We start from the raw sequence: 20,977 nt of genomic DNA on the forward strand, positions 1-20,977 counted from the left end.
GCCACCCCGCGTGCGTATCCTTCCCGAGTCGACGACGACGGGGGAACACGCCGATGGCCGGCAGCACCACGGCGCTATCCACGCGGGTCCGCCGCTACCTGACCGACCCGGTCGCCACCTGGCGCACCGGCAGCAAGGAGAGCCAGGCGCTGACCCTGGCCCTGCTGCTCGTCGGGGTGAGCGTCAGCTTCGGGGTCTCGCTCTACGACTACAACCTGATGCCGCTGACGGCGTACTTCGTGTGGCTGATGCTCGGCATGATCCTGCTGCGCTTCTGGCCGCTCGTCGTCCTGGTCGTGGTCACCGCGACCCTGGCGGTCTCGGGCATGCTCCTCGAGGTCGAGCTCAACGGTGCTCGCATCAGCGCGCTCGTCGCCCTCGGCATCGGGATCCTGCTGATCCTCTTCACCGCCAGCCGGCAGCAGAGCGGGCTGCCCGGTCCGATGAGCGAGGCGATGCTCACCGACCTGCGCCGACGGCTGCAGGCCAGCGGCCGGGTGCCCCCGCTGCCCGAGGGGTGGACCTCGCAGTCGGCGATGCTCGCGGCGAGCGGCGTCGGCTACGGCGGCGACTTCCTCGTGACGCGGCTCGACCGCGACGCGCACCGGCTGGAGATGATCCTCGTCGACGTCTGCGGCAAGGGCGTCGGAGCCGCCTCGCAGGCGCTGCAGTTCGGCGGCGCGCTCGGCGGCCTCATCGGCGCGCTCCCCCCACGCCGCCTGCTCGAGAGCGCCAACGACTTCCTGCTGCGCCTGCACCAGGACGCGAGCTTCGCGACCGCCGTGCACGTGTCGGTCGACCTCGGGTCGGGCGACTACCAGCTGCTCAGCGCCGGTCACCCCCCGGCGCTGCGCTACCACGCCGTCGCCGGGGAGTGGCGACCCGAGGGCGCGTCGGGCACCGCACTCGGCATCGTGGAGGACCCGCGGCTCCAGGGCTCCAGCGGCACGCTCGCCCCGGGCGAGGCGCTGATGTTCTACACCGACGGCGTGCTCGACTTCCGCTCCCACGACCTCGACATCGCGCTCGACTGGCTGCAGGGACGCGCCCGGGCCGCCGTGGCCGACGGCTTCGACGGCGCCGCGCGGCGGCTGCTCGCCGAGGTGCGCCGGGGCGACGACGACCGAGCGGTGCTCGTGCTCCACCGCGAGGCGAGCGCGTGACGCGGGCTCGCCCGGTGCTGGTCGCCGTGGTCCTCGCCCTGACCATGGCCCTGGCGACGACGCTGCTGGCCGGCCCGGCGGAGGCGGCGCGCAGCACGGTGGCGGACTCGCAGCGCGTGCTCAACTCGCTGCGCTGCCAGGCCGGATCGGCCGACGGACAGCGCGACACCAAGCTCCGGGCCGCGGTGACGCGCTTCCAGTCTCGCCACGCGCTGCGCCAGACCGGCCGGCTCGACCGGCCCACCCGGATGCGGCTGCACCGCTCCGCCGAGCGGCTCCTGCGGTGCGACGTCCGGCCCCTGCCCGAGCGCTCCGGCAAGGGTCGCCGGATCGTGGTGAGCCAGTCGCAGCACTGGCTGTGGCTGGTCCGGGCAAACGGCCGGGTGGTCGAGCAGGGGCCGATGATCGACGACGAGCGCGAGCTGCGTCCGGGGCGCTACACCACCGGCTCCTACTGCGGCCGGGCGGCGCGCGTCGTCCGCAACCGCGACCTGTCGGGACGGCTCTGGCTCGACCACTTCGTGCGCTTCGCCCCCTGCGGCTTCGGCTTCCACGGCATCCCCCGGCGCACCAAGGACGGGGAGCCGATCCACGCCGAGTGGCTACTCGGCACCGACCTCGACCGCTCCCACGGGTGCCTGCGGGTCTCCCGCGCGATGGAGCGCTCGGTGTGGCGCTTCACGGGACACGGCCGCACCGTGATCCGTGTGCTCGGCTGAGGGGCGGCTGAGCGCCGCCTGAGATATCTCACACTCCCGGTGACCGACCTGCGTCGCGCCTCGGGATAACGTGAGTGCTGTGGCAACCGCGACACTGGCGAAAAACAGCAGGTCGACGCGCTCGACCATCTTCTTGAAGATCACCATGGCCCTCACCGGTCTGATCTTCGTGGGCTACGTGCTGGCCCACATGTACGGCAACCTCAAGGCCTTCGCGGGCGAGGCTGCCTTCAACGGCTACGCCGAGCACCTGCGCGAGCTGGGCGAGCCGCTGCTGCCCTACTCCGGCTTCCTCTGGATCGCCCGCGTGGTGCTGCTGGCCTCGCTGGTGCTGCACGTCTACGCGGCCGTGACGCTCTGGCGCCGCGCGCGGGCGGCCCGCACCACGAAGTACGTGGTGAAGAAGAACAAGCACTCGTCGGTCTCCTCGCACTGGATGCGCTGGGGCGGCCTGACGCTGCTGCTCTTCATCGTCTGGCACCTGCTCAACTTCACCGTGGGCAAGGTCAACCCCCAGGGCGGGCCGACCAACAACCCCTACCAGCTGATGGTCGACTCCTTCGAGGTCTGGTGGCTGACGCTGATCTACCTGGTCGCGATGGTCGCGCTGGGCCTGCACCTCCACCACGGGGTGTGGAGCGCCGGTCAGACCCTAGGCCTGACCAACTCCGTACGCCAGCGCGTGCTGTGGAAGCGCGCCGGGCTGGTGCTCGCCGTCGTCGTCGCCGGCGGCTTCTCCCTCGTCCCGATCTCGGTGCTCCTGGGAGTCATCTCCTAGACCTCGGGCACTCCACCCGCGTGAGCCACGACCCAGCCCTGTGAGGAACGCATGACCGACACGCTCAAGACCTCCGACCCGGCCTCCCCGGACGACCCGCAGCGTCACGACGACGCCGCGGGCTACTACGTCCCGGGCGAGCCCCTGACCGGTCGGGAGCACGCTCCGGACGGTCCGCTGGAGGAGCGCTGGAGCAAGCGCGTCTTCGAGGCGCGCATCGTCAACCCCGCCAACCGCCGCAAGGTCTCGGTGATCGTCGTCGGCACCGGGCTGGCCGGGGGCTCGGCGGCCGCCACGCTCGGCGAGGCCGGCTACCAGGTGAAGTCCTTCTGCTACCAGGACTCCCCGCGACGCGCGCACTCGATCGCCGCGCAGGGCGGCATCAACGGCGCCAAGAACTACAAGGGCGACGGCGACTCGGTCCAGCGGCTCTTCTACGACACCATCAAGGGCGGTGACTACCGCTCGCGGGAGTCCAACGTCTACCGCCTGGCCGAGGTCAGCGCCAGCATCATCGACCAGTGCGTCGCCCAGGGCGTGCCCTTCGCCCGCGAGTACGGCGGCCTGCTCGACAACCGCTCCTTCGGCGGCGTCCAGGTCTCCCGCACCTTCTACGCCCGCGGCCAGACCGGCCAGCAGCTGCTCATCGGCGCCTACCAGGCGCTCGAGCGCCAGGTCGGGGCCGGCACGGTCGAGATGTTCACCCGCCACGAGATGCTCGAGCTGGTCGTCGTCGACGGCCGCGCCCGCGGCATCATCGCCCGCGACATGGTCACCGGCGAGATCGAGACCCACCTGGCCGACACCGTGGTGCTGGCGAGCGGCGGCTACGGCAACGTCTTCTTCCTCTCCACCAACGCCATGGGCTGCAACGTCACCGCCACGTGGCGCGCCCACCGCAAGGGCGCCTACATGGCCAACCCCTGCTACACCCAGATCCACCCGACGTGCATCCCCGTCTCGGGCGCCCACCAGTCCAAGCTGACGCTGATGTCGGAGTCGCTGCGCAACGACGGCCGCATCTGGGTCCCCAAGGACGCCAAGGACGCCGACAAGGATCCCCGCGAGATCCCCGAGGACGACCGCGACTACTACCTCGAGCGGATCTACCCCGCCTTCGGCAACCTGGTCCCCCGCGACATCGCGTCCCGCCAGGCCAAGAACATGTGCGACGAGGGCCGCGGCGTCGGTCCCGAGGTCGACGGCGTGCGCCGCGGCGTCTACCTCGACTTCGCCGACGCCATCGAGCGCCTGGGTCGCAAGGCCGTGGAGTCGAAGTACGGCAACCTCTTCGACATGTACGCCCGCATCACCGGCGAGGACCCCTACGAGGTCCCGATGCGGATCTACCCCGCGGTCCACTACGTGATGGGCGGCCTCTGGGTCGACTACGACCTGCAGGCCAGCATCCCCGGCCTCTTCGTGGCCGGCGAGGCCAACTTCTCCGACCACGGCGCCAACCGCCTCGGCGCCTCGGCGCTGATGCAGGGGCTCGCCGACGGCTACTTCGTGCTGCCCAACACGATCCGCGACTACCTCGCCGACTCCCCCTTCGACAAGATCACCGAGGACCACCCGGCGGTCGTCGAGGCGCGTCAGGCCGTCCAGGCCCGCATCGACCACTTCATGACCACCAAGGGCACCCGCAGCGTCGACTCCTACCACCGCGAGCTCGGCAACATCATGTGGGAGTACTGCGGCATGGAGCGCACCGAGGACGGCCTGAAGAAGGCGATCGACCTCATCCGCACGCTCAAGGACGACTTCTGGCGCAACGTCAAGGTCCTCGGGTCGGCCGACACGGTCAACCAGTCGCTGGAGAAGGCCGGCCGCGTGGCCGACTTCCTCGAGCTCGGCGAGCTGATGTGCATCGACGCGCTCAACCGGCGGGAGTCCTGCGGCGGCCACTTCCGGGCCGAGTCGCAGACCGAGGACGGCGAGGCCCTGCGCCACGACGACCAGTACGCCTACGTGGCGGCCTGGGAGTGGGCCGGCGAGGGGCAGGCGCCGGTGCTCCACAAGGAAGACCTGGTCTACGAGTTCACCGAGATGAAGCAGCGGAGCTACAAGTGAAGTTCACCCTGAAGATCTGGCGCCAGGACGGTCCGCAGGACCCCGGCGGGATCAGGACCTACGAGCTCGACGAGGTCTCCGAGGACATGTCCTTCCTCGAGATGCTCGACGTGCTCAACGAGCAGCTCATCGCCGGCGACGAGGAGCCGATCGTCTTCGACCACGACTGTCGCGAGGGCATCTGCGGCAGCTGCGACCTGATGATCAACGGCGAGGCCCACGGCCCCGAGGTCACCACGACCTGCCAGCTCCACATGCGCTCCTTCCACGACGGCGAGACCATCACCGTCGAGCCCTGGCGCGCCACGGCCTTCCCGGTGATCAAGGACCTCATGGTCGACCGCTCCGCCTTCGACCGCATCATCGCCAGCGGCGGCTTCGTGTCGGTCAACACCGGCGCGGCGCCCGACGCCCACGCCACCCCCGTGCCGAAGGAGAACGCCGACCGCGCCTTCGACGTCGCCACCTGCATCGGCTGCGGCGCCTGCGTGGCCGCCTGCCCCAACGGGTCGGCCTCGCTCTTCCTCGGCGCCAAGATCACCCACCTCGGCGAGCTGCCGCAGGGCCAGGCCGAGCGCGACAGCCGCGTGGCCGGCATGGTCGCCCAGCACGACCACGAGGGCTTCGGTGGCTGCACCAACATCGGCGAGTGCACCTCCGCCTGCCCCAAGGGCATCCCGCTCGACGTGATCAGCCAGCTCAACAAGGACCTCCGCACCGCCATCAAGCACGGTCACTAGTCCCGAGCCTGAGCTTGCGAAGGCTCGAGGACTAGGGAGGTCGAGGTGCGAGCCGTCCAGACCCGACGCAGGAGGGACTGGACGGCGAGCCTCGAGACCCGGTGACGTGCCCGCCGGCGTCCGGCGTCCGGCGTCCGGCATGTAACGCGGGTTACCGCATGTGAACATGCCCTGTCCGGCCCGATCCCGTGCACAGCACCGCGGCACATGGGTCACCCCCGGTCGAGGTACGTCGGAGCGCTGGCTGCGTCACCCGGCCGACGCGTGCGTCATCTGGTGCGGCGCTGTGTACGCGACACCCCGCGCACAGCCCTGCTCCACATGCGACAACACCGCGTTACGTGGCGCCTACGGGGGCCCGCACACCGCGTGCGGCCGGCGCGCGACCGAGGCCCCTCAGCCGGTGAAGGCGAAGGAGCGCTCGGGCTGCCAGCCGTGCGTGGGGTCGTGGAGGTACATCCACATCTCCCCCACCGCGAACGACGCCTCGTAGTCCGCCAGGGAGGCGAAGGCGCGGTCGAGGCCGTCGTCGTCGAGGTGGTGGGCGACGGTGACGTGCGGGTGGTAGGGGAAGTCGCGGTCGAGGCACACCGGCCCGGCGAGCACGCGCTGGGCCAGCTGCTCGCACTGGCTGATGCCCTCCACCAGCGTCAGGAAGACCACCGGCGAGACGGGACGGAAGGTCCCGGTGCCGCGCAGGTGGATCTCGAAGGGCTCGGTCGACCGGGCGACCTGCTCGAGGTGGGCCTCGAGCGCGCGCACGGAGGCGTCGTCGGTGGCGTGCGGCGGGAGCAGCGTCACGTGGGTCGGGATGTGGTGGGCCGCCTCGTCACCGAGGGCGATCCGGTGTCGCTGCAGCTCCTCGCCCCACGGCTCCGGGACGGCGAGCGAGACGCCGATGGTGGGCACCGGTGCAGCCTAGCCAGCCGCCTTCGGGACCCCTGCGGGGGCCTTTGTAGAGTGCCACCTCGTGAGCGCCAAGAGCAGTGCCAGCGAGACCTTCCGGGCGGCCCAGACGCGCAGCGACGAGATCGAGGCACGCATCGGCACCGACCCCGGCTCGCTGCGGATGCTCACCGGCGACCGCCCCACCGGGGCGCTCCACATCGGCCACTACTTCGGCTCGATCCGCAACCGGGTCCGGCTGCAGGAGGCGGGCGTGGAGATCCTCCAGCTGATCGCCGACTACCAGGTGATCACCGACCGCGAGGGCGTCGGCGACATCGGGGCCAACGTGCGCAACCTGCTGCTCGACAACGTCGCGGCGGGCCTCGACCCCGAGCGGTGCACGATCTTCGCCCACTCCGCCGTGCCCGCGCTCAACCAGCTGCTGCTCCCCTTCCTCAGCCTGGTCAGCGTGGCCGAGCTGCAGCGCAACCCCACCGTCAAGGACGAGGCCCAGAGCGCCGGCATCTCCTCGATCAGCGGGCTGATGCTCACCTACCCCGTGCACCAGGCCGCCGACATCCTCTTCTGCAAGGCCAACGTGGTGCCGGTCGGGCGCGACCAGCTGCCCCACATCGAGCAGACCCGCGTCGTCGCGCGGCGCTTCAACGACCGCTACGGCGCGATCTTCCCCGAGCCCGACGCGCTGCTCTCCGAGACGCCGCTCCTGCTCGGCACCGACGGCACCAAGATGAGCAAGTCGCGCGGCAACGTCGTGGAGCTGCGGATGACGGCCGACGAGACGGCAAAGCGGCTCAAGAGCGCGAAGACCGACAGCGACCGCCACATCACCTACGAGCCGGAGACGCGGCCCGAGGTGGCCAACCTGCTGCTGATCGCCTCGCTGTGCGAGGGCACCGCCCCCGAGCAGATCGCCGAGGAGATCGGCGACGGCGGTGGCGGGGGCCTCAAGGCGCGCGTCACCGAGGCCGTCAACACCTACTTCGCCCCGCTGCGGGCGCGCCGCGAGGAGCTCGCCGCCGACCCGGCGTACGTCGAGGAGGTGCTGGCCCGCGGCAACGCCCGCGCCAACGAGATCGCCGACGCGACGCTGGCCGAGGTGCGCGAGGCCATGGGGATGACCTACGGGTGAGGGTCCCCACCCTCACCGACGGAGTGGTCACGCTCCGGGCGCACCGCGACGACGACCTCGAGGGAGTCCTGGCGCAGTGCCGCGACCCCGAGATGCAGCGGTGGACCACCGTGCCGGTGCCCTACTCCCTGGAGGACGCCAAGACCTTCGTGCGCCACGTCGTGCCGGGCGGCTGGGAGACCGACCGGGCGTGGGAGTACGCCGTCAGCGCGCGCGACGACGACGGGGTCGAGCGCTTCGCGGGCGGGGTCGGGCTCACCCGGCGCGGCGACGGCCGCGCCGAGGTCGGCTACGGCACGAGCCCGTGGGCCCGGCGCCGGGGCCTGACCGAGCGCGCGGTGCGGCTGCTGCTGGCGTGGGGCTTCGAGGAGCGCGGGCTCGAGGTCGTCGACTGGGTGGCCGCGCGGGGCAACTGGGCCTCGCGACGGCTCGCGTGGCGGGTCGGCTTCGCCGTCGGCCAGGAGCGCGACTGGATGCAGCAGCGCGGCGCGCTCGTGCCGGCGTGGTTCGGCACCCTCGCCCGCGGTGAGGAGCTGCGACCGCGCCACCCCTGGTACGACGTCCCCGTGCTGCACGGTGAGCGGGTGCGGCTGCGGGCGCTGGAGGACCGCGACCTGCCGGGGATCGCGGAGACGCAGTCCGACGCGACGCTGCGCCACTTCTCCGAGGGACCGCGCGGCCGGCCCCCGACGACCGACGAGCGCGGCCACGACTTCGTCGAGGGACGCCGGGAGATGGTGGCGCGCGGCGAGGCGGTGCACTGGACCGTCACCGACCCCGACGACACGACGTACCTCGGGCACGTGCAGCTCGCCTCGCTGCAGCACCGGCGCCAGGGCGAGCTGGGCTTCATGGCCCACCCGGAGGCCCGCGGCCGTGGCCTGACCACCGAGGCGGTGCGGCTGGCCCTGCGCCACGCCTTCGTGCCGTGGGACGACGGCGGTCTCGGCCTGCACCGGGTGCAGGCGTGGGCGGCGGCCGACAACACCGCGTCGCGGCGGCTGCTGCGCACGGTCGGCCTCACCGAGGGTGGCCGGGCGCGGCGCGAGGTCCTGCTCGGCGACGACCGGTGGGACGACGAGGTGCTCTACGACGTGCTGGCCGACGAGAGCGCCGCGGCGGTCGACCGGCGCTGGAGCAGCACCGAGACCCCGAGCACGCCGAGCCCCAGCGCGGAGAGCACCACGCCCACCCACGCGGTCGAGGAGTAGCCGAAGCCGGCGGCCACGACGAGCCCGCCGAGCCACGCGCCGAGCGCGTTGGCGGCGTTGAGGGCCGAGTGGTTGAGCGCCGCGCCGAGGGTGCGGGCGGCTCCGGCCACGTGGATGAGCCGCATCTGCAGACCGATGGTGAAGATGCCGCCGGCGCCGGAGATCGCGAAGACGGTCAGCATGCCCAGCACGACCGACTCGGCCACCAGGGCGAAGACCGCCAGCAGCACGCCCATGGCCAGGGCGCCGTACACCGTGGCGCGCAGCACCGACCAGTCGGCCAGCCGGCCGCCGAGCAGCGTGCCGAGCACCGAGCCGGTGCCGAACGCGAGCAGGTAGACGGGCACCATCGCCTCGGGCTGGCGGGCCACCTCGGTGACCGTGGAGGCGATGTAGGTGTAGACCGCGAACATGCCGCCGAAGCCGATCGCGCCCGCGAGCGCGGTCAGCAGCACCTGCGGCTCCCGCAGCGCCCGCAGCTCGGTGCGCCCGGAGGCGCCGCGGTCGGCCGCCATCCGCGGCACGAGCAGCACCACGAGCAGCAGCGTCGCGACGGCCAGCACGACCACGAGGCCGTACGCCGCGCGCCACCCGAGCAGCTGCCCGAGCCGGGTCGCCACCGGGACGCCGAGCAGGGTCGCCACCGTCAGGCCGGTCATCACCAGGCTGACGGCCTGCGCGCGCCGCTTCGGCGAGACCAGGTCGGCCGCCACGAGCGCGGCCACGCCGAAGTAGGCGCCGTGCGGCAGACCGGAGAGGAAGCGGGCGCCCATCAGCTGGCCGTAGCCCTGCGCCAGTGCCGTGAGCGCGTTGCCGACGAGCATCACCGCCATCAGCGACAGCAGCAGCCCGCGTCGCGGCAGCCGGGCGCCGAGCACGGCCAGGACCGGCGCGCCGACGACGACGCCGAGCGCGTACGCCGAGATCACGTGACCTGCGGTCGGCACGCTCACCCCGACCCCCGCCGCGATCTGCGGCAGCAGGCCCATGCTGACGAACTCGGTGGTGCCGATCATGAAGGAGCCGGTGGCGAGCGCGAGCAGCGCCCACCACACCTGCCGGCGCGAGGGGCGGGCCTCGGCGGGGGCCGCCGGGGCAGGCGTCGTCGTCACGGTCACCTCAGCCACAACTGCGGCGTACCCGTCGTGTTCCCCGATCCCGCGGATCGCCTGGTGGTCCTCGTCACGTGGGTCAGGATCCCCAGGCTCAGCTGGGGATCCTGCGCCTCAGAGCGACGCGAGGGCGTCGTTGAAGGTCTGCGAGGGGCGCATCACGGCGGAGGCCTTGGCGTCGTCGGGGCGGTAGTAGCCGCCCACGTCGGCGGGGCTGCCCTGGACGCCGATCAGCTCCTCGGCGATGGCCTGCTCCTGCGCGCGCAGGGTGCCGGCCAGCTCGGCGAAGTCGGCGGCGAGCGAGGCGTCGTCGGTCTGCGCGGCGAGCTCCTCGGCCCAGAAGAGGGCGACGTAGAAGTGGCTGCCGCGGTTGTCGATCGTGCCGAGCTTGCGCTGGGGCGACTTGTTCTCCTCGAGCAGCCGGCCGGTGGCGCGGTCGAGGGTGGCGCCGAGCACGCGGGCGCGCTCGTTGCCCTCGGCGGCGGCGTAGTGGCCCAGGCTCTCGGCCAGGGCGAGGAACTCGCCCAGGCTGTCCCAGCGCAGGTAGTTCTCCTTGACCAGCTGCTGCACGTGCTTGGGCGCGGAGCCGCCGGCGCCGGTCTCGAAGAGGCCACCACCGTTGATCAGCGGCACCACCGAGAGCATCTTGGCCGACGTGCCGAGCTCGAGGATCGGGAACAGGTCGGTGTTGTAGTCGCGCAGCACGTTGCCGGTCACCGAGATGGTGTCCTCGCCACGGCGGATCCGCTCGATCGAGGTGCGGCACGCGTCGACCGGGGAGGCGATGGTGATGTCGAGGCCCTCGGTGTCGTGCTGCGGCAGGTACTGCTCGATCTTGGCGATCAGGTTGGCGTCGTGGGCGCGGTCGGCGTCGAGCCAGAAGATCGCCGGGTCGCCGGTGGCGCGGGCGCGGGTGACGGCGAGCTTGACCCAGTCCTGGATCGGCACGTCCTTGGTCTGGCAGGCGCGCCAGACGTCGCCGGCCTCGACCTGGTGCTCCATCAGCACCGTGTCGCCCTGGACGACGCGCACGGTGCCGGCCTCGGCGATCTCGAAGGTCTTGTCGTGCGAGCCGTACTCCTCGGCCTTGCGCGCCATCAGCCCGACGTTGGGCACCGAGCCCATGGTGGCGGGGTCGTAGGCGCCGTGCTCTCGGCAGTCGTCGACGACGACCTGGTAGATGCCGGCGTACGACGAGTCGGGGATCACCGCGAGGGTGTCGGCCTCCTCGCCGTCAGGACCCCACATGTGCCCGGAGGTGCGGATCATGGCCGGCATGCTGGCGTCGACGATGACGTCGCTCGGCACGTGCAGGTTGGTGATGCCGCGGTCGGAGTCGACCATCGCCAGCGCAGGACCCTCGGCCAGGTCGTGGTCGACCGCGGCCTTGATCCCGGTCCAGACGTCGCCGCCGACCTTCTCGGCGCCGGAGAGGATGCCGCCCAGGCCGTTCTTCGGGTCGAGGTCGTGCTCGAGCAGCGCGTCGGCGTGCTCGGTGAAGAGGGTGGGGAAGAAGGCCTGCACGGCGTGGCCGAAGAGGATCGGGTCAGAGACCTTCATCATGGTGGCCTTCAGGTGCAGCGAGAAGAGCACGTCGTCGGCCTTGGCGCGCTGGATCTGGGCGCGCAGGAACTCCTGCAGCCGCGCGGTCGACATGAAGGTCGCGTCGACGACCTCGCCCGCCTCGACCGGCACCGACTCCTTGAGCACGGTCGTGCCGGCGTCGGTGACCAGCTCGATGCGCAGCTCGCCGGCCTCGTCGATGACGACCGACTGCTCGTTGTGGCGGAAGTCGTCGGCGTCCATGGTCGCGACGTTGGTGCGGGAGTCCTTGCTCCAGGCGCCCATGCGGTGGGGGTGCTTGCGGGCGTAGCTCTTGACCGACTCCGGCGCGCGGCGGTCGGAGTTGCCCTCGCGCAGCACGGGGTTGACCGCGGAGCCCATCACCTTGGCGTAGCGGGCCTGGACGTCGCGCTCGGCGTCGGTCTGCGGGTCGGAGACGTACTCCGGCAGGTCGAAACCCTGCTCCTGCAGCTCGGCGACGGCCGCCTTGAGCTGCGGCACCGAGGCGGAGATGTTGGGCAGCTTGATGATGTTGGCCTCGGGCTCGGTGGCCAGCTGACCGAGGTAGGCCAGGTCGTCCTCGACGCGCTGCTCCTGGGGGAGCAGGTCGGCGAAGGCCGCGAGGATGCGGCCGGCCAGCGAGATGTCGCGGGTCTCCACGGGCACGCCGGCCTTGGCGGCGTAGGCCTCGATGATCGGGAGGAAGGAGTACGTCGCCAGCAGGGGCGCCTCGTCGGTCTGGGTGTAGATGATCTTCGACTCGGTCACGTGCGCTGCTCCCTGGCTGTCGCGGAAAGTATCTTCACGTCAAGATATCGCAGGCGCGGCGCGGGGTCACCTCCACGTCGCTCCCCCGCCAGCCTGTCAGGTCGGGCGCGGGCGGTCGAGCGGGTCGCTCGCGCCTCGTGGCGGGCCGCTGGCCGGCTAGTGGCCGAGCATGCCGCGCCGGGAGCCGCGGGTCTCGCCCTTGCGCTTGACCTCGACCGAGCCCATCAGCGCGACGCCGCGCACCCGCACCACGGGCGAGCCGGGCTCGAGCTCCGCCTCGACCTTGGAGCGGCCCTCCTGGAAGGAACCCATGATGCCGAAGCCGTCGACGACGACGGCGGTCCACGCGTCGACGTAGACCTCGACGCTGCCCATCACGGCGTTGGCGGTGATGACAGTCTCGCGGGCGGTGAGCTCCGCGTCGCGCAGGTCGAGCACCACCGAGCCCATCACCGCCAGCGCGGCGTGCTCCGCCGGCACCGTCCAGGCGCCCGACCGCTTGGTCTCGCTCATCACGGCGTAGGAGCTGTCGTGCCGCGGCCCCACGACGGGCGAGCGCGACGGACGCGCCGCGGGAGCGCTGCCGCGCAGCACCTCGGGCACCCGGTCGGGGCCTCCGGGGAGGTCGAGCGTGATCGGCACCAGGTCGCCGTAGGTCTTGGCGGCGTACGCCGCCTCGAGCCGCTCGTCGAGCTCGTCGACGTCGAGGCGGCCCTCGGCCGCGGCCTCGCGCAGCAGCTCGGCCACCTGGTGGCGGTCGGCGTCGGAGATCCGCAGGGTGCGGGGGTCGGTCGGCTCCACGAGCGCCACCCTAGGCGAGCCCGTGCCGGCGCACCCGTCACAGATGTCACGAGTCCCCGGCGCCCACCGAGGAGCAGTGGGTGGTCGGCGCGGGGGCCGCCGCTGCTAGCGTCGGCCGGGACCCGCCGCCTCGTCGTACAGGAGAAACCGTGAGCACCACTCCCCTCAAGGTCGCCGTCACCGGAGCCGCCGGCCAGATCGGCTACAGCCTGCTCTTCCGCCTCGCGAGCGGAGCGCTCGGCGACCGCCCGGTGGAGCTGCGCCTGCTCGAGATCAGCCCCGCGCTGAAGGCGCTCGAGGGAGTCGTGATGGAGCTCGACGACTGCGCCTTCCCCGGCCTCGCCGGCGTGGAGATCGGCGACGACGCCGAGAAGGTCTTCGACGGGGTCAACCTCGCGCTGCTCGTCGGCGCCCGTCCCCGCGGGCCGGGCATGGAGCGCGGCGACCTCCTCGAGGCCAACGGCGCGATCTTCACCGCCCAGGGCAAGGCCCTCAACAAGGTGGCGGCCGACGACGTGCGCATCGGCGTGACGGGCAACCCGGCCAACACCAACGCCCTGATCGCGCTCTCCAACGCCCCCGACATCCCGGCCTCGCGCTTCTCCGCGCTGACCCGCCTCGACCACAACCGCGCGATCAGCCAGCTCGCGGCCAAGACCGGCGCCCCCGTCACCGACATCACCAAGATGACGATCTGGGGCAACCACTCGGCCACGCAGTACCCCGACCTCTTCCATGCCGAGGTCGCGGGCCGCAACGCCGCCGAGGTCGTCGACGACCAGGCCTGGCTCGAGAACGACTTCATCCCCACCGTCGCCAAGCGCGGCGCCGCCATCATCGAGGCCCGCGGCTCCTCCTCGGCCGCCTCCGCGGCGTCCGCCACCATCGACGCCGCCCGCGACTGGCTGCACGGCTCGGCGTCCGGCGACTGGGTCTCCATGGCCGTGCAGTCCGACGGCTCCTACGGCGTTCCCGAGGGCCTGGTCTCCTCCTTCCCCGTCACCACCTCCGGCGGCGACTGGCAGATCGTCCAGGGCCTCGAGATCGACGACTTCTCCCGCGGCCGCATCGACGCCTCCACCGCCGAGCTCGCCGAGGAGCGCGACGCGGTCAAGGGCCTCGGACTGATCTGAGGACTGTCGGTTTCACAAGTTGACTTGGGAACCTCGCACTTCCCTACCGAAGCTTCAGCTGTGAGGTGTCGGTTTCCCCAGTTGACTTGTGAAACCGTCACCGCATGAACACCGGCACTCCCACCCCCGTGATCCTCGACGTCGACACCGGCGTGGACGACGCGTGCGCGCTGCTGCTGGCGGCGCTGCACCCGGGGATCGACCTGCGCGGGGTCACGTGCGTGGGCGGCAACGCGCCGCTGCGCGAGGTCGTCGCCAACACGCTCACCGTGCTCGACACGTGCGGTCGCGAGGACGTGCCGGTGGCGGCGGGGGCGGCGGTCCCGCTGCTCGAGCCGTACGCCGACGCGCGTCACGTGCACGGCCACGACGGCATGGGCGACCTCGACTGGCACAAGTCCGCGCGCCGGCCCGACCAGCGGCACGCCGTCGAGCTGCTGCGCGACCTGCTCGTCGAGGCCGCGGAGCCGGTGACCCTGGTGCCCCTGGCCCCGCTGACCAACATCGCGCTGCTGCTGCGCACCTACCCCGAGGCGGCCCGCGGGCTGGCGCGCGTGGTCTTCATGGGTGGCGGCGCCCAGGCCGGCAACGCGACCGCGAGCGCGGAGTTCAACGTCTTCCACGACCCCGAGGCCGCGGCCGTGGTGCTCGACGCCTGCGCGGAGCTGGAGGTCCCGGTCACGATGTACGGGCTCGACGTCTTCTACGGCCCGCGGGTCTCGCGGGCGCAGGTGCGCGACCACCTCGTCGACCCCGGTCCCGCCGGGCTCGCCGCGCGGCTGATCGACTTCCAGTGCGAGCGCTTCGGCTCTCCCGACGCCACCATCGGCGACGCCGGCGCGGTCTGCGCCGTGCTCGACCCCGACGGACTCTCCACCACGCGGCTCCCGGTGCGCGTCGAGCTGGCCGGCACCTGGTCCCGCGGCCGCACGGTCGTCGACCTGCGCGACTGGGACGGCGACCTCGCCCACGACCCCCACGGCCAGGCGCCGGCGGTCCTCGACGTCGCGCTCGGGGTCGACGGTGAGCGCTACGCCGACCTCTGGTGGCGCACGGTGAGCGGCTCGGCGTGAGCCGCGTCGTCGTCCTCGGGTCGCTGAACGTCGACCTCGTCACCCGCGTCCCGCAGCACCCGTCCCCCGGCGAGACGGTGCTCGGCGAGGGCCTGCGACGCCTCGCCGGCGGCAAGGGGGCCAACCAGGCGATGGCCGCGGCGCGCGCCGGCGCCTCGGTCACGATGGTCGGGGCCGTCGGCGACGACGAGGGCGGCCGGGCGTACGCCGCACGGCTGGCGGCCGCCGGCGTCGACACCGGCGCGCTCTCCGTCGTCGACGAGCCCACCGGCACCGCGCTGATCGTCGTCGACGACACGGGCGAGAACTCCATCGTCGTGGTCGCGGGCGCCAACGCCACCGTCACCGCCGACGCCCTCCCCGACCTCGGCCCCGGCGACGTGCTCCTCGTGCAGCTCGAGGTGCCGCTCGACACGGTCGCCGATGCCTGCAGCCGGGCCCGGGGTCAGGGCGCCCGCGTGGTGCTCAACACCGCGCCGTACGCCGACCTCCCCGACGACGTGCTCGCCCTCGCCGACCCGGTCGTGGCCAACGAGCACGAGGCCGCGCGGCTGGCCATGACGTCAGGGACGCCCGGCTCGCTGCTCGTCACCCTCGGCGCCGACGGCGCCCGCTGGGGCGACCTCGCGCTCCCCGCCGAGCGGGTCGACGACGTCGTCGACACGACGGGAGCGGGTGACGCCTTCTGCGGCGCGCTCGCCGCGGCGCTGGCCGACGGTGCCGACGACGAGGCGGCGCTGCGCGCGGCCCTGGCGGCGGGGGCGCGCGCCGTGCGCCACGAGGGCGCGCAACCCGACCCCGCGCTCTGAGCGGCCCTACAGCCCGGGCTGGTCGGGGATGCTGCCGGCGAGCACGATCAGCGACGTGCCGACGCCGACGAGCATGAGCGAGTCGACCCACCGGTTGCGGCGCACCCGCAGCATCCCGGCCTCGTGGTCGGAGAGCAGCGTGCGCATCCCCCCGGCGATGACGAGGGCGGAGCCGAGGATCATCACGCCGCGGCGCCAGGGCCCGAAGGCCACCACCGCGAGCCCGGCGAGGCTGGCGCCGCAGACGACGAGGTAGACCAGGCCGCCGAAGGTCGAGGGCCTGCGTCCGGGGTGCGGGTCGGGCAGCGTCACGATCCGGCGGCGGCCTCGGCGTTGGCCACCACGTTGGAGAGCAGCATGGCCCGGGTCATCGGACCCACCCCGCCGGGGTTGGGCGAGACCCACCCGGCGACCTCCCAGACGTCGTCGGCGAGGTCGCCGGCGATGTTGCCGTCGACCCGCGACACCCCGACGTCGAGCAGCGCCGCACCCGGCTTGACCATGTCGGCGGTGACGATGCCCGGCACCCCCGCGGCTGCGACGACGATGTCGGCCTCGCGCACGTGCTTGGCCAGGTCGCGGGTGCCGGTGTGGCACAGGGTGACCGTGGCGTTCTCGGAGCGGCGGGTGAGCAGCAGCCCCAGCGGCCGGCCGACGGTGACGCCGCGACCGACCACGCAGACCTCCGCGCCCTTCAGCTCCACGCCGTGGCGACGCAGCAGCTCCACGATGCCGGCGGGGGTGCACGGCAGCGGCGCCTCCTTGCCGAGCACCAGCCAGCCGAGGTTGGTCGGGTGCAGCCCGTCCGCGTCCTTCGCCGGGTCGATCTCGCCGAGCACGGCGTTCTCGTCGATGCCCTTCGGCAGCGGCAGCTGCACGATGTACGCCGTGCACGCGGGGTCGTCGTTGAGGCGGCGTACGGCGGCCAGCACGTCGTCCTGCGTGGCGGTGGCGGGCAGGTCCTCGCGGATCGAGGCGATGCCGACCTCGGCGCAGTCCTTGTGCTTGCCGTTGACGTACCACGTCGAGCCCGGGTCGTCGCCGACCAGGACCGTGCCGAGCCCGGGCGTGATCCCCCGCTCTCGCAGCGCCGCCACGCGACTGGTGAGCTCGCCCTTGATGGCCTTGGCGGTCGCGGTGCCGTCGAGTCGCTGTGCTGTCACGGCGCACATCCTGTCACTGCCCCGCGGGTGCGGACATCCGCACACCCCGAGCCTCCCGGGAAGTCCCGTCCCCGCGGGCGGCGTCCGTCCCACCGGGTCTCGACGCGGCGGTCACGACCTCGTTCCTCGGTCGTGCGCCTCGCTCGACCTGCTCACTGCACGACCCGGCTCGTCCCTCGCCGGGTCTCAGTGAGCAAAGTGCCGGGTGCCGGTGAAGTACATCGTGACGCCGGCGGCGCGGCAGGCCTCGATGGTGAGCTCGTCGCGCACCGAGCCACCGGGCTGCACGATCGCGCGGACCCCGGCGTCGAGCAGGATCTGCGGGCCGTCCTCGAAGGGGAAGAAGGCGTCGGAGGCCGCCACGGAGCCGGCGGCCCGCTCCCCCGCCCGCGTGACGGCCAGGCGGCACGAGTCGACCCGGTTGACCTGGCCCATGCCGATGCCGACCGAGGCGCCGCCCGAGGCGAGCAGGATGGCGTTGGACTTCGCCGCCCGCACGGCGCGCCACGCGAAGCCGAGGTCGGCGAGGACCTCGGACGAGGCGGCCTCGCCGGTGGCCAGGGTCCACGTGGCGGGGTCGTCGCCGCCCCCCTCGACGACCGCGTCGATCGCGTCGCGGCGCTGCAGCAGCAGCCCGCCGGAGACGGGGCGCGACTCCACGCCGCCGCGCTCGAGCGGCTCGCAGACCAGCAGCCGCACGTTCTTCTTCGCGGACAGCACCTCCACGGCGCCGTCGTCGTAGCCGGGGGCCACGACCACCTCGGTGAAGACCTCGGCGACCTGCTCGGCCATCGCGACCGAGACCGGGCGGTTGACCGCGATCACGCCGCCGAAGGCGGAGACCGGGTCGCACTCGTGCGCCCGGCGGTGGGCCTCGGCGACGTCGGCGCCCACGGCGATGCCGCACGGGTTGGCGTGCTTGATGATCGCCACCGCCGGCTCGTCGAAGTCGTACGCCGCCCGCCGCGCGGCGTCGGCGTCGACGTAGTTGTTGAAGGACATCTCCTTGCCGTGCAGCTGCTCGGCGCCCGCGAGGCCCGCCGGCCCGTACCCGCTGCGGTAGAGCGCGGCCGGCTGGTGCGGGTTCTCGCCGTAGCGGAGCACCGAGGCCCGCTCGTAGGTCGCGCCCACCCATGCGGGGAAGCCGCTGCCGCCGGAGGTGTCGGTCAGCACCGAGCCCATCCAGCTCGCCACCGCCACGTCGTACGACGCGGTGTGCACGAAGGCCTCCGCCGCCAGCGCCTGCCGCTGCGCGAGGGTGAAGCCGCCCGCGGCGAGGGCGGCGAGCACGTCGTCGTACCGCGCGGGCGAGGTGACGATGGCGACCGACGGGTGGTTCTTGGCCGCCGCCCGCACCATCGACGGGCCGCCGATGTCGATCTGCTCGACGCACTCGTCGGGCGAGGCGCCCGAGGCGACGGTCTCGGTGAAGGGGTAGAGGTTGGAGACCACGAGGTCGAAGGGCTCGACGTCGAGCTCCGCGAGCTGGTCGACGTGGGCGGGCAGGCGTCGGTCGGCCAGGATGCCGGCGTGCACACGCGGGTGCAGCGTCTTCACGCGCCCGTCGAGGCACTCGGGGAAGCCGGTGAGGTCCTCGACCTTCGTCACCGGCAGCCCGAGCCCGTCGATCAGCCGGGCGGAGCCGCCCGTCGAGACGAGCTCGACGCCGGCGTCGTGGAGACCGCGGACGAGCTCCTCGAGCCCCGACTTGTCGTAGACGGAGACCAGCGCCCGCCTGATCGCGATCTGGTCCTGCGAGACCTCGGTCATGGGCCGATCCGCACCTTCCTGTCGGTGATGGTGAGTCCGTCGCGGGCGATGGCGCCCACGCTGTCGACGAGCATGCGCCGCTCGGCGACCTTGATCCGCTCGTGCAGCGAGGCCACGTCGTCGTCGTCCTCGACGGGCACCACGGTCTGCGCGACGATCGGGCCGGTGTCGACCCCGGCGTCGACGACGAAGAGCGTCGCCCCGGTGACCTTCACGCCGTAGGCCAGCGCGTCGGCCGGGCCGCTGGTGCCGGGGAACGCCGGGCACAGCGCCGGGTGGGTGTTGAGCACCCGGTGCGGGAAGCGCGTGAGCAGCTCCTCGCCCACCAGCTTCATGAAGCCGGCGAGCACCACCACGTCCGGGGCGTACGACGCGACGCTCGCCGCCAGCGCGGCGTCCCACTCCTCGCGCGTCGCGTGGTCGCGGAGCCGGTGCACGAAGGTCGGCACGCCCGCGCGCTCCGCACGGGCCAGCCCCTCGATCCCGTCGCGGTCGGCGCCCACGGCGACCACCTCGGCGCCGTACGCCGGGTCGGCGGCCGCGTCGAGCAGCGCCTGCAGGTTGGTGCCGGCGCCCGAGACGAGGACGACGAGACGGCACGGCACGGGCGACAGGCTACTTCGCGCCGACCGCGCCCCCCGCCCCGCCCATCCGCCTGAGATGCCGGGCGACCCGCCCCAGATGCCGACATCTGGGGCGGATCGGTGTGCATCTGAGGCGGATGGGCGCGCATCTGGGGCGGATGGGCGCGCATCTGGGGCGGATGGGCGTCAGGTACGACGGGCGCGGCGCCGGTCCCACCAGGCGACGACGCTGCCCGCGAGGAGCCCGGCGAGGCTCATGGCGCCGACGGCGAGCACGGCGACGTCCCAGATGGGCGGGCCGACGTCGGCCAGCCGGCCCGTGCCGACCGGGCCGCTGGCGAGCGCGGCGAGCAGCGTGACCAGGACGCCGGCGAGCGCGCCGCTGCCGAAGCCGCGCAGCGCGGCGGAGTCGGCGCTGAGGACGCCGTAGGCGCGCTGCGAGCGGCCGGAACCGACCAGCGCGGCCAGCACCGGCACCGCCACCAGGCCGAGCAGCCAGGGGTGCGTCGGTCCGTCGTCGGGCAGCGCCGCGAGCAGCGGGAAGGCCGGCACCGGTCCGAGCACCACGGCCGTCGGCGAGACCACGGTGCCCGTGCCGACCGCGAAGCCGGGCCCGAGCAGGTAGGCCGCGGCGAAGACCACCGCGTTGGGCAGGAGCAGCAGGGTGGCGGCGCCGTACGCGACCTGGTCGGTGGTCTCGAGCCGTAGCGCGGCCAGCACCGCGAGGGCGTCGTTGACGCCGAAGCCGATCGCCGCGGCGAGCAGCATCGTCGCCCCGACGAGGAGCAGCCCGACGCTGAGCAGCGCCCCGTGGACGACGGCCCTCACCCACCCCGGCACCCGGGCGAGCAGCGGCTCCCACCGGCCCGAGCCCCGGGCGAGGCCGTGGCCCCCGGCGAGGGCGCCGATCAGCAGCGAGCCGACCACGGCCCGCGGAATGCTGGCGCTGACGGCGTCGGTGCCGGCGAGCACGCAGACCACGACCACGAGCACCATGTAGACGCCGGCGAAGACGGTGACGGCCTGCAGCAGCGCGCGGTCGTCGGTGGTGGGTCTCGCGGTGCGTCCGGCGCGGCGAGCGAGGCGGTGGGCGACCGCCACCAGCCCGGCCGTCACCGCCAGGGGCACCAGCCCGACCGGGACGCCGCCGATGCTCAGCGTGGCGCCGTGACCGAGCAGCCACACCTGCGTGGCGGCACCGAGCGCAGCGGTGGTGCTGCCGTAGGCGCCCGCCTCGGCGAGGTACCAGCCGACCAGGCCGAGCGCCATCGCGACCAGGAGCCCGGTGACCACCGCGCCGCAGGCCGCCAGGGCCGCGGCGCCCGCGAGGGTGCGCTCCTGCTCGCCCCGCAGCCACGCGACCACCCGCGCCGCGCGGCCCCGCGGCACGGGGCGCTCGGGTCGGCCGGTGCCGGTGCCGGGACGGCTCGCCAGGTCAGTCATCGCGCTCCATCCTGACCGAGCCACGGCCACCTGTCG

18 protein-coding genes and 1 pseudogene are annotated in these 20,977 nt (G+C 73.1%); 10 read left to right on the top strand and 9 right to left on the bottom strand.

The window, feature by feature from the left end:
• The first annotated feature begins 53 nt into the window (after positions 1 to 53).
• From IG63_RS0114385 to IG63_RS0114405, 5 genes are all read left to right on the top strand, one after another.
• The gene (locus IG63_RS0114385; RefSeq protein WP_051706856.1) at positions 54 to 1,163 is read left to right on the top strand and encodes a PP2C family protein-serine/threonine phosphatase; all 1,110 of its coding nucleotides are present in this window, start codon (positions 54 to 56) and stop codon (positions 1,161 to 1,163) included.
• Positions 1,160 to 1,882, top strand: a complete 723-nt coding sequence (locus IG63_RS0114390; RefSeq protein WP_245604442.1) for a L,D-transpeptidase family protein — start codon at positions 1,160 to 1,162, stop codon at positions 1,880 to 1,882. Before IG63_RS0114385 ends, IG63_RS0114390 begins: the two co-directional genes overlap by 4 nt.
• Positions 1,883 to 1,961: 79 nt before the next feature.
• Positions 1,962 to 2,660, top strand: a complete 699-nt coding sequence (locus tag IG63_RS0114395; protein WP_030485054.1) for a succinate dehydrogenase cytochrome b subunit — start codon at positions 1,962 to 1,964, stop codon at positions 2,658 to 2,660.
• A 51-nt stretch (positions 2,661 to 2,711) separates the two neighbouring features.
• Positions 2,712 to 4,733: a fumarate reductase/succinate dehydrogenase flavoprotein subunit gene (locus IG63_RS0114400; RefSeq protein WP_030485055.1), complete on the top strand. Its 2,022-nt coding sequence runs from the start codon at positions 2,712 to 2,714 to the stop codon at positions 4,731 to 4,733.
• Positions 4,730 to 5,473, top strand: coding sequence for a succinate dehydrogenase/fumarate reductase iron-sulfur subunit (locus IG63_RS0114405; protein WP_030485056.1), 744 nt, complete (start codon positions 4,730 to 4,732; stop codon positions 5,471 to 5,473). Before IG63_RS0114400 ends, IG63_RS0114405 begins: the two co-directional genes overlap by 4 nt.
• Positions 5,474 to 5,869: 396 nt before the next feature.
• On the opposite strand, the gene IG63_RS0114410 is transcribed toward IG63_RS0114405, so the two are convergent.
• On the bottom strand, positions 5,870 to 6,382 hold the full coding sequence (locus IG63_RS0114410; RefSeq protein ID WP_030485057.1) for a 2'-5' RNA ligase family protein: 513 nt from the start codon (positions 6,380 to 6,382) through the stop codon (positions 5,870 to 5,872).
• A gap of 61 nt (positions 6,383 to 6,443) precedes the next feature.
• Between IG63_RS0114410 and trpS the strand changes: the two genes are divergently transcribed.
• Positions 6,444 to 7,511 carry a tryptophan--tRNA ligase gene (trpS, locus tag IG63_RS0114415; RefSeq protein WP_030485058.1) on the top strand — a complete coding sequence of 356 codons (1,068 nt, stop codon included), beginning with the start codon at positions 6,444 to 6,446 and terminating at the stop codon, positions 7,509 to 7,511.
• 23 nt (positions 7,512 to 7,534) lie between these two features.
• Positions 7,535 to 8,521 (top strand): annotated as a pseudogene (locus tag IG63_RS22225) (GNAT family N-acetyltransferase); the annotation flags it as partial.
• A gap of 77 nt (positions 8,522 to 8,598) precedes the next feature.
• Here the strand turns inward: IG63_RS22225 and IG63_RS23605 are convergent.
• The 3 genes from IG63_RS23605 to IG63_RS0114435 form a co-directional block, all read right to left on the bottom strand.
• A complete protein-coding gene (locus IG63_RS23605; RefSeq protein ID WP_245604444.1) occupies positions 8,599 to 9,849 on the bottom strand; it encodes an MFS transporter in 1,251 nt (416 codons plus the stop codon).
• A 99-nt stretch (positions 9,850 to 9,948) separates the two neighbouring features.
• Positions 9,949 to 12,165 (bottom strand): NADP-dependent isocitrate dehydrogenase, encoded by a 2,217-nt coding sequence (locus IG63_RS0114430; RefSeq protein WP_030485061.1) that lies wholly within the window; start codon positions 12,163 to 12,165, stop codon positions 9,949 to 9,951.
• Positions 12,166 to 12,321: 156 nt separating this feature from the next.
• Positions 12,322 to 12,966 (bottom strand): DUF1707 SHOCT-like domain-containing protein, encoded by a 645-nt coding sequence (locus tag IG63_RS0114435; protein WP_245604445.1) that lies wholly within the window; start codon positions 12,964 to 12,966, stop codon positions 12,322 to 12,324.
• A 149-nt stretch (positions 12,967 to 13,115) separates the two neighbouring features.
• On the opposite strand from IG63_RS0114435, the gene IG63_RS0114440 reads away from it, so the two are divergent.
• The 3 genes from IG63_RS0114440 (at position 13,116) to IG63_RS0114450 (ending at position 15,981) form a co-directional block, all read left to right on the top strand.
• Positions 13,116 to 14,099, top strand: a complete 984-nt coding sequence (locus IG63_RS0114440) for a malate dehydrogenase (RefSeq protein ID WP_030485063.1) — start codon at positions 13,116 to 13,118, stop codon at positions 14,097 to 14,099.
• Positions 14,100 to 14,203: 104 nt separating this feature from the next.
• Positions 14,204 to 15,172, top strand: coding sequence for a nucleoside hydrolase (locus tag IG63_RS0114445; RefSeq protein WP_030485064.1), 969 nt, complete (start codon positions 14,204 to 14,206; stop codon positions 15,170 to 15,172).
• Positions 15,169 to 15,981: a ribokinase gene (locus tag IG63_RS0114450; protein ID WP_030485065.1), complete on the top strand. Its 813-nt coding sequence runs from the start codon at positions 15,169 to 15,171 to the stop codon at positions 15,979 to 15,981. The genes IG63_RS0114445 and IG63_RS0114450 overlap by 4 nt, the downstream gene beginning before the upstream one ends.
• Before the next feature lie 6 nt (positions 15,982 to 15,987).
• Here IG63_RS0114450 and IG63_RS23090 read toward each other — a convergent pair whose 3' ends face one another.
• The 5 genes from IG63_RS23090 to IG63_RS0114475 all read right to left on the bottom strand — a co-directional run bounded on the left by IG63_RS23090 (position 15,988) and on the right by IG63_RS0114475 (position 20,941).
• Positions 15,988 to 16,293 (bottom strand): DUF3017 domain-containing protein, encoded by a 306-nt coding sequence (locus IG63_RS23090; protein WP_036195578.1) that lies wholly within the window; start codon positions 16,291 to 16,293, stop codon positions 15,988 to 15,990.
• On the bottom strand, positions 16,290 to 17,144 hold the full coding sequence (locus IG63_RS0114460) for a bifunctional methylenetetrahydrofolate dehydrogenase/methenyltetrahydrofolate cyclohydrolase (protein ID WP_030485067.1): 855 nt from the start codon (positions 17,142 to 17,144) through the stop codon (positions 16,290 to 16,292). The genes IG63_RS23090 and IG63_RS0114460 overlap by 4 nt, the downstream gene beginning before the upstream one ends.
• Before the next feature lie 186 nt (positions 17,145 to 17,330).
• The gene (gene purH / locus IG63_RS0114465) at positions 17,331 to 18,914 is read right to left on the bottom strand and encodes a bifunctional phosphoribosylaminoimidazolecarboxamide formyltransferase/IMP cyclohydrolase (RefSeq protein WP_030485068.1); all 1,584 of its coding nucleotides are present in this window, start codon (positions 18,912 to 18,914) and stop codon (positions 17,331 to 17,333) included.
• Positions 18,911 to 19,519, bottom strand: coding sequence for a phosphoribosylglycinamide formyltransferase (gene purN / locus IG63_RS0114470; RefSeq protein ID WP_157210184.1), 609 nt, complete (start codon positions 19,517 to 19,519; stop codon positions 18,911 to 18,913). The genes purH and purN overlap by 4 nt, the downstream gene beginning before the upstream one ends.
• A 165-nt stretch (positions 19,520 to 19,684) precedes the next feature.
• On the bottom strand, positions 19,685 to 20,941 hold the full coding sequence (locus IG63_RS0114475; protein WP_051706858.1) for a cell division protein PerM: 1,257 nt from the start codon (positions 20,939 to 20,941) through the stop codon (positions 19,685 to 19,687).
• Between the last annotated feature and the right edge of the window lie 36 nt (positions 20,942 to 20,977).

Source organism: Nocardioides aequoreus (assembly GCF_000720335.1).
GTDB lineage: Bacteria > Actinomycetota > Actinomycetes > Propionibacteriales > Nocardioidaceae > Marmoricola > Marmoricola aequoreus.